The sequence below is a fragment of the Mediterraneibacter massiliensis genome, assembly GCF_001487105.1.
GTDB classification, from domain to species: Bacteria; Bacillota; Clostridia; order Lachnospirales; family Lachnospiraceae; genus Mediterraneibacter; species Mediterraneibacter massiliensis.
Map to the genome: position 1 here is coordinate 145,523 of NZ_LN913000.1, position 15,198 is coordinate 160,720.

A 15,198-nucleotide genomic window follows, 5' to 3' on the forward strand; every position below is an offset into this window, starting at 1 on the left:
TAATAACAGAGGAGGGTTTCTTATGGATGTGAAGATTTTTTTATGGTTGGCAATATCGATTGCGATTATATTATTTACAATTTTAAAACTGAAATTAAACCCTGCGATTTCGCTAGTTCTTGGAAGTCTTTTTATGGGAATTGCATCTGGACTTGGAACAACAGAAACCATTACAACAGTAGGATCTGGATTCGGAAATTTGATGACAGGAATTGGCCTCTCCGTAGGTTTTGGAGTAATCCTTGGGCAGCTGCTTTCTGATTCCGGCGGAGCAAAGGTGATCGCAACAACAATGATTTCAAAGACATCTGAAAAATACGCATTATATGCGCTTGGAGTTACGGCATTTTTGTTATCGATTCCAGTATTTTATGACGTGACTTTCGTAATCTTGATTCCACTTGCGATTGCAGTCGGAAGACAGATCCGGAAACCGCTGCCGTACACCGTTGGTGCGATGGTTATCGGAGCCGGAGCAGCGCATACACTGGTACCGCCAACACCGAATCCGTTGGCGGCAGCAGAGATCCTACATTTTGATCTTGGAATTATGGTGATAGTGGGAACAGTACTTGGCTTAGTTTCAGCATTGATCGCGATGAAGATATTGTTTACTCTTTTTGATAAAGGTTTCTGGAAAGCGCAGAAAGACGAGACTGGCGTTGAAGTATACGAAGAACGAAAGAGTGCGGAAACAACAGGCGAACTGTCTTTCTTTATGGCATTGCTTCCAGTTATTCTACCGGTTATCTTAATTCTGATCGGAACGGTTATGGGAGCTTTGGGAGAAGTCCCGTCAATCATTACATTTTTGAGCAATAAGAACATGGCGCTTCTTCTTGGAGCATTAAGTGCATATCTTGTTGCGGCAAAAACAATGAATAAAGATGAAAGAGAGAAATCGTCTACAGAAGCATTAAAAAGTTGTGGTATAGTATTGTTGATCACGGGAGCCGGCGGATCGTTTGGGGCAGTGATCAGCGCGACAGGTTTAGCTGACATGCTGGCAGAGACAATCAAAAATATTTCAGCCTCACCAATTCTTGCGCTGTTTATCGCATTTGTTATTGCTGCACTGTTTCGAGTTGCGCTTGGATCGGGAACCGTTGCATCGATTACAACGATGACGATCATGGCATCTGTTCCGGCAGCTGTCGGAATGCATCCTGTATGGATGGCGATAGCATGTTTATCCGGTTCGCTGAGCTGCGGACATGTAAATGACAGTGGATTTTGGGTTAGTACGAATCTTTCCGGCTTTACCATTACAGGAGGCTTGAAGACATATACGTTCGGAAATGCCATTGTAGCGGTATTTGCAATGTTGTTTGCGGTAATTGGCTGTCTGGTACTTCCTATCTAAACAGAGAATAAACATAAGAGCGTTGTAAAATGGGTAAGTAATTACCTGTGGAGCAATGCTCTTTTTTGTGTTTTTGGATTTACGCAAAAAAAACCGATATTGGAGAAAAGGCAAGTTGAAAATGACAAAAAAGATTCTTATTCTAAGTATAAAGGAAGTACAGGCAAAATTGCCGCAAGATATAGTTGATGTGCTCATAGAGTTCGAACCAAATTTTCAAATGAACAAATGCCTTATTTCAAGACGTTTGCAGAGAATGTTCCTCCGTTTTACTGCCAAAGATTTATGGTATTACCTAGCAAATACGGGAATAAGTATTTGACTGTTAATAGGGGAAGGGATACGTAGTATGTCATTGGAAATATATATCTGCCTATTTACAAATAAAAAAATATGGAGTAATATATCTATATAGATAATATCTAGTTAGATATATAATTGCGCTGAGGGGGTGAGATTTTGGGAAGGACAGAAATGAAAATTCTGATCGGACTGCATAGAAATGTGAATACTTTAGACAAAAAGACGGCAAAAATAGCGGCAGAGTACAATTTGACATTTAGTCAGTTTATGGTTTTGGAAGCTCTCTACAGTAAAGGGGATATGACAGTTGGGGAGGTGAGAGAAAGAATACTCAGCAGTGTAGGGACGATTCCTTTGATAGTGAACAACTTAGTAAAAATGAACTATGTAGAAAGATTATCAGACGAAAAAGACAGGCGCGTATGTATATTGCATTTAACGAAAGACGGGTATGATGTGATCAGTAAGATCGCTCCTAAAAACGAGGCAATGATCGTAGAGAGTATGGCGGTTTTAGATGATGAAGAAAAAGAAGAATTCGTATATCTTTTAAAGAAAATAGGAGGTAAATTGGATGAAAAGAAAAGTGAAAATGAAGGTAAAAGGCTTCAAGGCAATAGACGGAGCGGGCGTAAATTTGGTAAGAGTCTTGGGCAATCAGACAACAAAAGAGTTTGATCCTATTCTAATGTTGGATTCTTTTGACAGTACTAATCCGGAGGATTACACAGCGGGCTTTCCAATGCATCCGCACAGAGGAATAGAAACGATAAGCTATGTATCAAGAGGAAAAATGGTTCACAGAGACAGCCTTGGCAATGAAGACGGCATTTCCGACGGAGAAGTGCAATGGATGAATTCTGGTTCTGGAATTATGCACGAGGAAATGGTGCCGGCTGCTGAAAGGCTTTTGGGAGTGCAGTTGTGGTTAAATTTACCTGCGAAAGATAAAATGAGCAAGCCGAGTTATAACAGTATAAAAAAGGACGCAATCAAAGAAATAGAAATTGAAGGCGGCAAAATACGACTTTTGGCGGGAACATACGAGGAATATCAAGGATATAGGGGAGACTATCTTCCTATGGATTATTATGATATTCATTTGCGCAGCAATGCAGAGATTACGCTTAATATGGCTATGGATGATTCTGTAATGATATTTACACTTTTAGGGGATGTATATATCAATAATGAACTTATAGAAGAAAAAACAGCGGTTAAACTGACGGAAGGCGATAGCCTTACAATTAAGAATAGCGAAAAAGACGCGCAAGTTTTATATATGAATTCAAAAGCGTTACATGAGCCGGTCGCATGGGCGGGACCGATCGTAATGAATACGCAGGAAGAACTGCAAAAAGCGTTTTCAGAGCTTAGAAACGATACATTCATTAAAGAAAAAGTTGAGTATTAGAAGCGGAACATAAGGAGGTAGTTATGAGTATTATAAAGTCGTTAACGAACAGAAGAACATATTATAACATTGATAAAAATATACCGGTCTCAGAAAAAGAGATCGAAGAGAAAATTAAAGAGATCACAGAATTAGTGCCGGATGCATTTAACATGAAAAGCGCGAGAATAGTTCTGGTTTTTGGAGAAAAACATGATCAGTTATGGGATGAAATTTATAATGTATTTGGGGGCAAAGTACCAAGAGAAAAGATAGATTCGTTTAAAGCGGGCGCCGGAACGGTATTATTTTTATACGATCAGGAAACAGTGAAGGCAATGCAGGAGCGATTTAGCACTTATGCGGATAATTTTCCTGTCTGGGCAGAACAGGCAAATGGTATGCTGCAGATTTCTGTTTGGAGTATGCTTAGAGAACTGAATGTTGGCGCTTCACTGCAGCATTATAATCCGGTAATAGACGCAAAGGTAAAGGAAATATTTGCTATTCCCGAGAATTATAAAATAGCAGCACAAATGCCGTTTGGTGGAATTGTTAAGGAGCCGGATAAAAAGGAAAGAGAAGATATAGATAAAAGAGTAACAGTAGTAAGATAGCGACGCTGCTTATCATAATAGCAATAAACAAAAAATATCCTCATCAACATAAAATAAGCAAAATATAGTATAAAAAAGGAAAATCTGGTATAAAAAAAGCGAAATCTGGCATAAAAGGAGTTGGATATATACAAAAAGTGAAAATTTGATTAAGATTAAAAAAGAGTCATATTCTAAACACAGTTTTAAAGCACAACATGGCTTGAAAAAGCGATGGTGTGCTTTTGTGTATTTGAGAAGGGAGCTATGAAAAAGGGAATATTTGTGAGACTGAAAAAATTGGAAAGAGGATGTAAAGGGGGCAGATATGAAGCGTAGAATTTTTGTTGTTTGTGTGTTTGTTATGCTGCTGTTAGGAGTATACGCAGTGCCGGCATCAGCAGATGAAGCAATATATGAAGCTTCTGATTTTGTTGAATTTAAAGCCGCAGTTGAAGAAATAAATGCGAAGACTGCTGATGAAACATATACGATCAGTTTGACAGGAGATATTGATTTTGGGAGCGCTGGGTATAATTGCGCATTTTTTAAGAATACAGTTATACTCGGAAACGGACACACAATTAATATAGGCAGCGAAATATCAAATGGAGAATTGAGAATAAGGAATGGCGCTGTCTTATCACTGGGGAAAAATAATGGTTCAAATAATGAGAATCAGCTGAAAGTTACTGTTAATGCGCCAAAACGCTCGTCTGCTTTGCTGCACATTGGGGCTTGGGAAGAAACAGGTATCTTAAATATTTATGATGGGGTTGAGCTGACAGGATGTACAACTAATGGATCTTCTTTAGGTTCTGCAGTTAATATTTCAAATGGTGAATTTAATATGTACGGTGGTGATATCCATGGTAACACCAATGAAGCGATAGCTGCAATGGGCGGCGCAGTTGCCGGCGATGGAAGATACGGAAAAGTCGTTTTTAATATGTATGGCGGGAGTATCAGAGATAATAAAACCCTTACGAATGCTTTCGGTTATGGCGGCGGCGTTTTCTTGGCAAATGCTGCATTTAACATGGAAGGTGGATCTATACGGGAAAATATAGTAGGAAAAACAACTGATAATGCACAAGGGTATGGCGGCGGAGTGATGCTATATGCAGGAGAAGCTGTATTAAGGGGAGGTGAAATCTCAAATAATACAAGTTCAAATTTTGGCGGAGGTATTTTTACTCATAACGGAGCTGATATTGTAATAAAAACTGGCTTTAGTATCACAGAAAATTCTGCTTCACAGGGAGGGGGATTATGCAATAATGGTAATAGTGCTACTGTGGAAGAAGGAGCTATTGTTGCGAATAATACAGCAGCTGTTAAAGGCGATGATATAGCGCATTACGGGAACTCTCTTACAATAGCACCTGCGCAGAGTATGAATATGCTCCTTTCGACAGATCATTCGAATCATCTGATCACAGGATGGTATTTAGATGATCCCCGCTGGCAGGCAGACAGTGCGCAGGAAATAGATGTAACTGTATCATTAGGGAAAGTTACTACATTTTTGAAAGCTGCATATGGAAGCAAATATGTGGTTACATATCGGTTTGTGAACGATTCAGAAGGAGAGGGATTGCCCGCAGAGATTGTTGCCTTGCTGCCGGCCGATACTCAAGAGCATCATGTAGGGGATACTGTTATTCCTATTCAACCGACACAGTTAAAGGTGGCGGTTGCAGGAGGCGTATGGGAATTTAAAGGCTATGATGCTGATCATAAAATAGTAGAAGACATAATAACAGAATTTGTCGGAACATGGGCATTTAAACCTAATAAGGGGTCTTTAAATGGAACACCAGGAACAAAGCCAAAGTCTGCGGCTGCAAGAGTCGAAGGAAAGGAGGAGCAGCTGCGGGAGAGCGGCGCTCAAAATATAAATATACCCAAAACGGGAGATGCAACAAATATCAAACTGTATAGTTTTCTTTTCGCAGCGCCTATTATGATACTGCTTGCTTTATTTTATTATAGAAAATGATACACGTTTAAAAAGGATGTATGTAAAATCTAAGTACCTATTCAAGTAATAGGATTTTTCTTTGGAGGCGAAGTGTTTTGGGGAAAATTTATCTAGAGAAGAATGTCTATACTGCTGCAATTGAAAGATTAGAAAAAATCTTTTCGGAAGATTTTGCCGTATATTTTTCGTTTTCCGGCGGCAAAGACAGTTCCGTTATGCTGCAGTTGGCGAATATGGTCGCGAAAAAGAAAAATAAGAAATTCGATGTTTTATTCATTGATCTGGAAGGAAATTATCAGTATACGGTTGATCATGTAAAAGAACTTAAAACGCTCAGTCAGATCAATGAGTTTTATTGGGTTTGTTTGCCGTTAGTTTTGAGAAATTCGGTAAGTCAACTAAGTACACATTGGATATGTTGGGATAAAAGGCAGAAAGAATTCTGGATAAGGGATATGCCGGATGCTTGTATCAATGAGGAGAATTATCTCCTTAAATATGGCTGGGATTTTTTTATAAGCGGCATGCAGTTTGAAGCTTTTATCGCAGCTTTTGCGAAATGGTATCAAAAGAAACACAATAAACCGGTCATGTGCGGCGTTGGTATTAGAACGAATGAAAGTTTTAATCGTTTTAGAACGATCGTATCACTTAGAAAAGAAAAATGGAAAGAGTATAATTGGACAACACTTGTTCAAAATGAATGGAATCTTCCGATTTATAATTTTTATCCAATTTATGACTGGCAGACGCGAGATATATGGATTGCTGTTTCCAAATTGGACTTGAAATACAACAGGCTGTATGAAATATTCTATAAATCCGGACTTTCTATACACGAAGCAAGGATCTGTCAGCCTTATGGAGACGATCAAAGAAAAGGATTGAGTCAATTTAAGGCAATAGAGCCAGAAACTTGGTCAAAACTTTTGATAAGAGTTGGAGGTGTTAATTTTGGAAATATGTATGCTAAGAGTTTGGCGCTTGGATATATGAAATTGGAAAAGCCAAAACATCTGACGTGGCAAGAGTATACGGTATTTCTTTTGGAAACTATAGGGATCGCGAATTATGATCTGATGATCCATTATGCAAGAAAAATTGAGCGATTTATTGAATGGTATGAGGTAAGAAAAGGAATACCGATGCAGGATTTTGGCCCTAAACATTTGGAAGCTAAAAAGAAAATAGCATCATGGAGAAGATGTGCGAAGATGATACTAAAGAATGATTATTACGGTAGGATCTTATCGTTTTCTCAGACCAAAAGGGATGATGCGGAACTAAAGGCAATGTTGGAAAAAGATGAAATAGAGAATAAGATAATATATTTTAACGAAAGGCTGGAGGAAAGTGACGCAAGAAGTTAAAATGTTGGCGATGGAAGTGAAATTAGTTCCTATCGAGGAAGTGTATGCAAATGACTATAATCCGAATATAGTAGCGGCACCTGAAATGAAATTATTGGAGATCTCGATCATAGAAAATGGCTTTTGTTATCCGATAGCGGTTATAAAGGATGAAAATCATAAGTACTGTATTGTAGATGGCTTCCATCGTTATACGATCGCAAAGAAATTACATCTAAAAGAGATACCGGTAGTTGTTTTAAAGCACAATATCGTTAAAAGGATAGCTGCAACGATACAATTTAATCGTGCGAGAGGGACACATCAGGTTTTAGACATGTCCAAAATAGTCATAAGACTGGTTGGAGAAGGAAAGACGGATGCGGAGATTGCAGAGATGCTGGGAATGGATGGAGATGAGGTTTTCCGCCTGAAACAGATTTCCGGTCTTAAAGAAGCGTTTAAGAATAAAGAATTTTCAAAGTCATGGGAAGAATTTACAAAGAAATATGAATGGGACTAGGCGGGAGACTTTATAAGGAAGCTGCCAGGGGGACTGTACTTCAAAGGAGGATTACATCTAGGATTCTCTGAGCGTTGATGCAGTCCCCCCCTCTTATAAGCTGCTGCGTTTTTATTTCTGACATTTGCAGCAGCCTGGGGCATAGTCCTTCTTTTTCGCAAGTTTCCGGATGTCACGAGGATAGACACCCTTGTATTTTTGGAAACAGGAGCTAAATTTACTGTGTGATGAATACCCTACAGATTCAGCAATCTCGCTAATGCTCAGAGAAGAGTTGAGAAGCAGCGTTTCTGCTATGTTCATCCGTCTTCTTTGCGAATATTCTGTAATGCTGATCTGGTATTTCTGCTTGAATAATTTTTTTAATTTTGTTCCGCTCATTGACGCAATTTTCTCAAGTGTTTCTTGCGAAACGTCGATGGCATAATGATCATCAAGATAATTTGACACGTCTTCTAATGCTTTGTTATCATCCTTTGAAATGTTGATACTCTTATTCGTAAAAAAAGCGTTTATAGTCAGACTGAGCCATTCTTTTGCCTTGGCTTCAAAAAAGAGTTCGGCAGCAGGAGAGCTCATTTTACAATTTAATATCTCTTTTGCCAATGGGGCGAAAGATTTAACAATCGCCGGTTTTGTGGAAGCAAATATATCGGAATAAGAAATATTTTTCTCCTTTTTTAAAAAGTACAAATATTCTTCAAGCATCTCTTTTTTAAAATTGATTCCTACGCTTAAATATGGAAAATTTCTGTGTAAAAGGAATTTATAATCTCTATGTATGTTTTCTGCGTCGATAACATACAAAGAATTGGCTGATAGTGTTTGGTAAGGATTAAAACTTTCGCCGTTTCCGGTGATTATGTACGAAGAAGAAAAAGATATAAAAGGTTTTATATTAGGAAACGTAGAATTGACTACGTCCTTTTTTATGAAAAAATCATGTATTTCTACGATGAAATGATTTGTTTCATAAAACCAATAACAGCCCTCGCCTTCTTCGCTGAGAATACAGAAAGTATTTCCGATATCGCAATATTTATGATTGTTCTCGCAGGGCTCAGTACCCAAATAGTTTTTGACAAATTCATAATAACTCATAATCTTTTTTCCTATCTTTATAAAAATATCCCGATCAGACATTATCCCGTTTGGACCTAAAAACTTATATTCATTGTAACACAAGAAATGAAATGATACAATATTGATTAGCAGAAAGGAGAATATAATTTGAAAATGAGATGATAAAATAGACTAATCGGGATGAAATATTCGTATACTTGAGCGTTTATTAAATTTGTATATGAAAGGATAGGGATACAATGAAAAAAGAAAAGAAAAAGCCTGTTTTAAAAAGAATCATGCCTTATGCCGGGAAAAGAAAATACATGCTTTTTTTAGCAATGTTTTTTTCAGCTCTTTCGGGAATCCTGCTGCTGATGCCCACGTGGTATATCCATAAAATCGTAAGCGTGATGATATTAAATGAGAAGATGACCTATGGGATGATAAGAGGAAACATACTGTATGCGGCAATACTCCCCTGTATTGGGCTTTGTCTGTATGTTTTTGCCGGTATATTGTCGCATCTTTTCGCGTTTGAGGTCGAGGATAACATTATAAAGGTCAATGTAAAAAAAGTATTGCATAAACCATTGGGTTATTTTGCGGACAAAGAAAGCGGAAAGCTGCGTGGAATCATTATGGATGGTGCGGCTGAAACACATAGTGTCTTAGCGCATCAGCTTCCAGATATCGCGTCAACACTCGTTTCACCGGCTGTAATACTCGTATTTTTATTCTTGTTTGATTGGAGGCTGGGAGTGGCCAGTCTTGTCCCTGTTCTCGTGGGATTTGTTTTCATGGCAACCATGATGAGTCCCCAGGGAAAGAAAAAAAGAGAAGAATATTATGAGCATATTAATATTTTATCTGCTGAGACAGTTGAATATGTCAGAGGGATCCCAGTGGTAAAAACATTTGGTCAGAGCATAGAAAGCTTTAAGCGGCTGTATGCTTCCATACTCAATATGAAAGACAGCGTTTTGAAAATGACCATGGGATATAGAAATAAAATGTCGATGTTTGAAGCGATTTCTGGGTCAACAGCGTTCTTTCTTGTTCCAACAGCGCTGTTCATTATTTTGGCGGGGGAAGACCCACATGAAGTCGTTGCGAATTCGGTGATATATTTTTTGATAGGTCCGATTTTTGGAGTTTTCATTATGCGTTCTGCGACGATCAGTCAATATCTTTACTTTGCGGAACTTGCTCTTGACAAAATAGAAGATGTCCTTGCGTACAAGGAGATGACTTATGGAAAAGCAAACCAAACAACAGGTGGACTTGAATTTAAAAATGTATCCTTTGCTTATGACGGTGAAAAAATATTGGACAACATATCTTTTAAGGTAAATAAAGGCGAGACAGTAGCCTTAGTGGGCCGTTCGGGAGGAGGGAAAACGACGATCGCCCGACTTGCCGCAAGATTTTACGATGTAGATGAGGGAGAAATTATATTGGGGGGAAGAAATATAAAAGACTATGATAAGAATTCTCTTATGCAAAACATAGCATTTGTTTTTCAAAACGCAAGACTTTTTAAAATGAGCCTAAGAGAAAATCTCCTGTTGGGAAAGGAAAATGCTGCAGATGCAGAAATAGAGCAAGCGCTCTCTAGTGCGGGAGCAAAAGAATTAGCAGGAAACTTAAAAGATGGGTTAAATACTGTCTATGGAGCGAAAGGAACGTATTTTTCAGGAGGCGAAGCGCAGCGTCTTGTGATTGCCAGAGCTTTCTTAAAGGACGCAGAATTTATTGTCCTGGATGAGGCAACCGCTTTTGCGGATCCTGAAAATGAACACATTATACAGGAGTCTTTTAGAAAATTAGCCAAAAACAAAACAACTCTGATGATCGCGCACAGGCTTTCTACAGTTGTAAACGCAGACAGGATCCTTGTGGTCGAAAATGGAAAGATCACAGAAGAAGGAAGGCATGAAGAACTTTTGAAAAAGCGGGGTAGCTATAAGAGGCTTTGGGAGGAATATCAAAGGTCAGTTAACTGGGAGATAGGAGGTAAAAATGCTTGATTATTTTATGAAAAAATATGCTATGTCTGAGACGGGAGCGCGTAACCTGAAAAAATCCATTTTTTCTCATACACTTTTAAATTTGACAAAAATGTTTCCGCCGATCATTGCTTTTATCTTTATGTTTCAATTTTTAAGCGATGTGGAAGATACAGGGACAGTCATGATGTTTTCGCCTAGCCGTTATATATGCGTCATACTGGCTATGCTGCTGACAATGTTTTTTGTTGCAAGATGGGATTATGCGCGGTTATATACAAATGTTTACAGCGAAAGTGCTAATGTCAGAATTGACATTGCGAATAGACTAAAAAAGTTACCTTTATCCTATTTTGGAAAAAGAAATACTTCAGATTTGGCTGCGACAATGATGAGTGATATGTCTTTGTATGAAGAAATATTTTCTCATGCAGTCCCACAGATCTATGCTACGGCGATTTCAACGGTGATCATTTCGATTTTGATCCTTAATTATAATTTAAAGCTTGGCGTAGCAGCGCTTTGGGTGATCCCTGTTTCTATTTTCGTTTTTTTCTTGTCTAAAAACAAAAGAAAGAAGAGCAACGACAAGTATATAGAACGAAACAGAGAGGTGCTTGACGACCTTCAAGAAAAAATAGAGCAGATTCAGGAAATAAAGTCGTATAACTTGGAAGAAAAGGCGCAAAAGGAATTCTTTGAAAAATTAGAGCAAAGCACAAAGATGAAGGGGAAGGTTGAGATCGTAACAGGAGTTGCGGTAGCGTTTTCCGGAATGCTTTTAAAAATGGGAATGGTAACGGTTGCGGTTACAGGCGCGCAAATGTTTTTTACAGGGGAGATCAATATCCTTGTATATATCGTATTTCTTATTATGACTGCAAGTATTTATCTGCCGATAGAAGGTATTATCGCCTTTATGGGCATGATAGATATGCTGGATAGTGTTGTCGGCAGAATAAAAGAAATAAAAACAATGCCGATCCAAGAAGGGAAAACAGAATTTTATCCGAGAAATTATGATATAGAATTTAAAAAGGTTTCCTTCGGGTATGAGGATCATTCGGTTATTAAGGATGTGAGTTTTACAGCAAAACAAGGTGAAGTAACAGCGCTTATCGGAGCATCGGGAAGTGGAAAAACAACCCTTACAAAACTTGCCGCAAGGTTTTGGGATATCAATGAAGGAAAGATCTTGCTAGGTGGGGAAGACATCAGTGGAGTGGATCCGGAAACGCTATTGAAGAATTTTTCCATTGTTTTTCAAGATGTAGTATTGTTTAACACAAGTATAAAAGAAAATATACGGATTGGGAAAAAAGGAGCCGGCGATGAAGAAATCTTTCGTGCCGCTAAAATAGCAAGATGTGATGAATTTATTGAAAAAATGCCCCAAGGAATAGACACGATCATAGGAGAAAACGGCGAGAGACTCTCAGGAGGAGAAAGACAAAGAATCTCGATCGCGAGAGCGATCCTCAAGGACGCTCCGATCATCCTGATGGATGAAGCGACGGCATCTTTAGATGTTGAAAATGAAAGTCTTATTCAGGAGGCGCTGTCAGAATTGATCAGACAGAAGACGGTTATTGTAATCGCGCACAGAATGAGGACAATCCGAAATGCCGACAAGATCGTTCTGCTGGACAATGGCAAAGTCGAGGCGATCGGTAAGGATAAAGAATTGTTGGAAAAATCTACAACTTACCGAAAGATGATAGACGATTCGAAAATGAATTGAATAATTATTGGAAGAAGGAGAACATGCTATGAAAAAGAAACTTGCGATAAAAGATTTTGTTTTAATGGGTATTTTCAGCGCTGTTATGTTTGCGTTGGCGATGTTTTTAATGATGGTCACGGGGATCACTCCGGCAGTATATCTGTTTTATCCGGCGATATTTTCATTTATATGCGCGCCGCTATATATGTTGTTGGCAGTAAAGATTCAGAAAAAAGGGGCGTTTTTGATACCATCTGTTGTTCTTGGGATCCTGCTGGGATTGATGGGAGCACAGACGCTGCTTATTTGCATGATCGTTTTTGGTATGGCTGCAGAAATAATCGTATCTTTGGATGGATATAAAAGTTATAAAAAAATGACGTTGGCTTATGTCGTTCTGATGATTGGATTTTATGGCGGAGATATTGCGCCGATCTACATATTTACTGATTGGTATATTAAACAGGCAACAGGAGGAGTATCGGGAACAGACATGGGGTATGTGGATGCTCTTGTGGATGCCGCAAGATCCTATCTTGGTATTACATCGGCGGTGGTTTTATTGGCTGCTGCCTTGCTTGGCACTGTATTTAGTAAGAAACTATTAAGAAAACATTTTGAAAAGGCGGGAATGATATAAAAAATGCCTCACATAGATCCAAGAACAAAAATATTGCATACATTCGCGCAGACCATTCTTTTGTTTGTGGTAAGAAGCAATTTAGGGATTATCATAAATCTGTGCTTTATGGCATTGATCTTGTCCTATTTAAAAAAAATTTATTATGTTAAGCGATTGTTGGCATATGGAGCAGCTCTGTTTCTGTGTATGGTTTTATTGAGTTTTTTAGGAGCGGCGGGTAAGTTTTTTGGACTGACTGCATACATACTATTTAAATTTTCACCTGTATTAGGAAATTATTATTTAATGACGAAAACAGTAAGCGTAAGCCAGTTTATTAGTTCTTTAGAAAGGATGAAACTACCAAAGAGTATAACTGTCACACTGGGCGTGACATTAAGATTTATCCCAACGATTGCGGAAGAACTGCGGATTATTAAGCAATCCATGAAGATCAGGAATGTTTCACTGGGGATAGGGAATATTTTGACAAAACCAATTACACTGTTAGAATATATGCTTGTGCCTTTGATGATGCGATTCGTCAAAGTGTCAGAAGAATTAGCGGCATCGGCAATTGTACGTGGAATTGAAAAACCGGGGCTGCGGACTTCGCTTACGGAGTTGAAGATCACTTGGAAAGATTTTATATATGTATTTGTAATTGTGATTTTTATGATTTTTATGTATTTTTTTGAGTTGTATGTTTAGAGGAGGTTACAATGGAAGGAATAAATTTTGAAAGGGTGTCGTTTAAATATCAGAATTCCCTTGTAAACTCCTTGAAAAACATTGACTTTAAGATTCGGAAAGGCGAGACACTTTTACTGACAGGGAAAAGCGGCTGTGGAAAAACGACGTTAACACGAACGATCAATGGTCTGATACCCAAATTCTATGAAGGTACATTAACAGGCAAAATCTTGATAGATGGCAGGAATATTGAAAATTTAGAAAGTTATGAGTTGGCAGATTTTGTGGGAATGGTGTTTCAAGATCCAAGGACACAATTTTTTACAACAGAAACGGTTTCAGAACTTGCCTTCGGATGTGAAAATCTACAATTTCCAAGTAAAATTATAAAAAAAAGAGTGGGCGAAGCCTTCTCTTTGCTTTATATAGAAGACCTTAGAGATCGAAGTATTTTCTCACTGTCAAGCGGAGAAAAACAAAAAATCGCCATTGCGTCTATCTGTGCGGTCGATCCGGAGATTTATGTTTTTGATGAACCCTCGGCGAACTTAGATATGAGTTCGACTATGAATCTGGCAAAAGTCATTAAAAAACTAAAAGATATGGGAAAAACGATCCTTATTTCTGAGCACAGAGTATACTATCTGCGTGATATTGTGGATAGAGTGCTCTATATGGACAGCGGAGAAATAGCAGAAGAAACAACATTTGAAGAAGCGCTTTTGCTGCAGGATGAAGAAATACGGCGAAGAGGGCTCCGCCTGTTCGATATATCTGATCTAAAAGTATCCGACCGTTTACGAAAAAGAGACAGACGAGAAAAAATATTGTATGAGGTCGAGGGGGTATCTGTTAAATTAGGCGGAAAGAAAATATTAGACAATATCAACTTAAAAGTGGATTCAAATAAATCGGGAATTGTCGGTATTATTGGCGCAAATGGCACAGGAAAGACAACGTTGGCAAAGGCAGCGTGCGGGATTATCAAAAAACAAACTGGTAAAGTAAAGTTAAATGGCAAAAAGCTTTCTGCCAAGGAATGTTTGAAAAAATCTTATTTTGTAATGCAGGAGGTTGATTATCAGTTATTTGCGGAAAGTGTACATGATGAAATGATTTTAGGCAGGAAGCAATCCGAAGAATTAGAGGAAAAAATAGAAAAATCTTTAGAAAAATTAAATTTAAAAGCGGTTACTGAGCAACATCCTATGTCGCTGTCAGGAGGACAAAAACAGAGAGTAAGCATTGCGGTCGCTTCAATAGACGAGGCAAAAATCGTATTTTTTGATGAACCGACCAGTGGTTTAGATGGAGAAAATATGAGAAAAGTCAGTCGAATTTTGAAAGATCTAAGTGAAGAAAAATTAGTTTTTGTCATTTCTCATGATATTGAATTTATTGTGGATATTTGCGACAGAGTGGTGTGTCTGCGTGACGGAAAAGTTTTCGAAGATTTTATATTAGACAGCAGGAATGTAAGGAAATTAAAGAGTTTGTTGGAATAAATGCGATGGAAACGAGATAAAAAAGAAAAATGCTCATTTGTACAAAGTCCCCCTCCCCTGCACACAGCGGTTG

General features: G+C 38.2%; 13 protein-coding genes. 12 read left to right on the top strand and 1 reads right to left on the bottom strand.

Annotated elements, in window-relative coordinates; all coding sequences use genetic code 11:
• The first annotated feature begins 22 nt into the window (after positions 1–22).
• From BN3282_RS01500 to BN3282_RS01535, 7 genes are all read left to right on the top strand, one after another.
• The gene (locus tag BN3282_RS01500) at positions 23–1,363 is read left to right on the top strand and encodes a GntP family permease (protein ID WP_059066385.1); all 1,341 of its coding nucleotides are present in this window, start codon (positions 23–25) and stop codon (positions 1,361–1,363) included.
• A 459-nt stretch (positions 1,364–1,822) separates the two neighbouring features.
• Positions 1,823–2,344 carry a MarR family winged helix-turn-helix transcriptional regulator gene (locus tag BN3282_RS01510; RefSeq protein WP_082667422.1) on the top strand — a complete coding sequence of 174 codons (522 nt, stop codon included), beginning with the start codon at positions 1,823–1,825 and terminating at the stop codon, positions 2,342–2,344.
• Entirely contained in the window at positions 2,241–3,080 is an 840-nt protein-coding gene (locus BN3282_RS01515) for a pirin family protein (RefSeq protein WP_059066387.1), read from the top strand. Before BN3282_RS01510 ends, BN3282_RS01515 begins: the two co-directional genes overlap by 104 nt.
• A gap of 23 nt (positions 3,081–3,103) precedes the next feature.
• Complete coding sequence (locus tag BN3282_RS01520) at positions 3,104–3,676, top strand: nitroreductase family protein (RefSeq protein WP_059066388.1); 573 nt, start codon at positions 3,104–3,106, stop codon at positions 3,674–3,676.
• 307 nt (positions 3,677–3,983) lie between these two features.
• Complete coding sequence (locus BN3282_RS01525) at positions 3,984–5,657, top strand: SHIRT domain-containing protein (RefSeq protein ID WP_059066389.1); 1,674 nt, start codon at positions 3,984–3,986, stop codon at positions 5,655–5,657.
• A gap of 77 nt (positions 5,658–5,734) precedes the next feature.
• Positions 5,735–7,009, top strand: a complete 1,275-nt coding sequence (locus BN3282_RS01530; RefSeq protein ID WP_059066390.1) for a DUF3440 domain-containing protein — start codon at positions 5,735–5,737, stop codon at positions 7,007–7,009.
• Complete coding sequence (locus BN3282_RS01535; protein ID WP_242866571.1) at positions 6,993–7,511, top strand: ParB N-terminal domain-containing protein; 519 nt, start codon at positions 6,993–6,995, stop codon at positions 7,509–7,511. Before BN3282_RS01530 ends, BN3282_RS01535 begins: the two co-directional genes overlap by 17 nt.
• A 111-nt stretch (positions 7,512–7,622) precedes the next feature.
• Here the strand turns inward: BN3282_RS01535 and BN3282_RS01540 are convergent, their stop codons facing one another.
• Positions 7,623–8,612, bottom strand: a complete 990-nt coding sequence (locus BN3282_RS01540; protein ID WP_059066392.1) for a helix-turn-helix domain-containing protein — start codon at positions 8,610–8,612, stop codon at positions 7,623–7,625.
• Positions 8,613–8,833: 221 nt separating this feature from the next.
• Between BN3282_RS01540 and BN3282_RS01545 the strand changes: the two genes are divergently transcribed.
• Genes BN3282_RS01545 through BN3282_RS01565 form a run of 5 tightly spaced genes read left to right on the top strand, consistent with a single transcriptional unit; the run spans position 8,834 to position 15,125 of the window.
• The gene (locus BN3282_RS01545; RefSeq protein WP_059066393.1) at positions 8,834–10,603 is read left to right on the top strand and encodes an ABC transporter ATP-binding protein; all 1,770 of its coding nucleotides are present in this window, start codon (positions 8,834–8,836) and stop codon (positions 10,601–10,603) included.
• Positions 10,596–12,323, top strand: coding sequence for an ABC transporter ATP-binding protein (locus tag BN3282_RS01550; RefSeq protein WP_059066394.1), 1,728 nt, complete (start codon positions 10,596–10,598; stop codon positions 12,321–12,323). The genes BN3282_RS01545 and BN3282_RS01550 overlap by 8 nt, the downstream gene beginning before the upstream one ends.
• 28 nt (positions 12,324–12,351) lie before the next feature.
• Entirely contained in the window at positions 12,352–12,945 is a 594-nt protein-coding gene (locus BN3282_RS01555; RefSeq protein ID WP_059066395.1) for an MptD family putative ECF transporter S component, read from the top strand.
• Between the two features lie 3 nt (positions 12,946–12,948).
• Positions 12,949–13,638, top strand: coding sequence for an energy-coupling factor transporter transmembrane component T (locus BN3282_RS01560; RefSeq protein ID WP_059066396.1), 690 nt, complete (start codon positions 12,949–12,951; stop codon positions 13,636–13,638).
• 11 nt (positions 13,639–13,649) lie between these two features.
• Positions 13,650–15,125, top strand: a complete 1,476-nt coding sequence (locus tag BN3282_RS01565) for an ABC transporter ATP-binding protein (RefSeq protein ID WP_059066397.1) — start codon at positions 13,650–13,652, stop codon at positions 15,123–15,125.
• Positions 15,126–15,198 lie beyond the last annotated feature (73 nt).

Bases quoted from the DNA above. Each gene is read 5' to 3' on its own strand.
- BN3282_RS01520 (WP_059066388.1), top strand. From the start codon at position 3,104: ATGAGTATTATAAAGTCGTTAACGAACAGAAGAACATATTATAACATT.
- BN3282_RS01560 (WP_059066396.1), top strand. From the start codon at position 12,949: ATGCCTCACATAGATCCAAGAACAAAAATATTGCATACATTCGCGCAG.
- BN3282_RS01555 (WP_059066395.1), top strand. From the start codon at position 12,352: ATGAAAAAGAAACTTGCGATAAAAGATTTTGTTTTAATGGGTATTTTC.
- BN3282_RS01550 (WP_059066394.1), top strand. From the start codon at position 10,596: ATGCTTGATTATTTTATGAAAAAATATGCTATGTCTGAGACGGGAGCG.
- BN3282_RS01540 (WP_059066392.1), bottom strand. From the start codon at position 8,612: ATGAGTTATTATGAATTTGTCAAAAACTATTTGGGTACTGAGCCCTGC.
- BN3282_RS01565 (WP_059066397.1), top strand. From the start codon at position 13,650: ATGGAAGGAATAAATTTTGAAAGGGTGTCGTTTAAATATCAGAATTCC.
- BN3282_RS01500 (WP_059066385.1), top strand. From the start codon at position 23: ATGGATGTGAAGATTTTTTTATGGTTGGCAATATCGATTGCGATTATA.
- BN3282_RS01525 (WP_059066389.1), top strand. From the start codon at position 3,984: ATGAAGCGTAGAATTTTTGTTGTTTGTGTGTTTGTTATGCTGCTGTTA.
- BN3282_RS01515 (WP_059066387.1), top strand. From the start codon at position 2,241: ATGAAAAGAAAAGTGAAAATGAAGGTAAAAGGCTTCAAGGCAATAGAC.
- BN3282_RS01545 (WP_059066393.1), top strand. From the start codon at position 8,834: ATGAAAAAAGAAAAGAAAAAGCCTGTTTTAAAAAGAATCATGCCTTAT.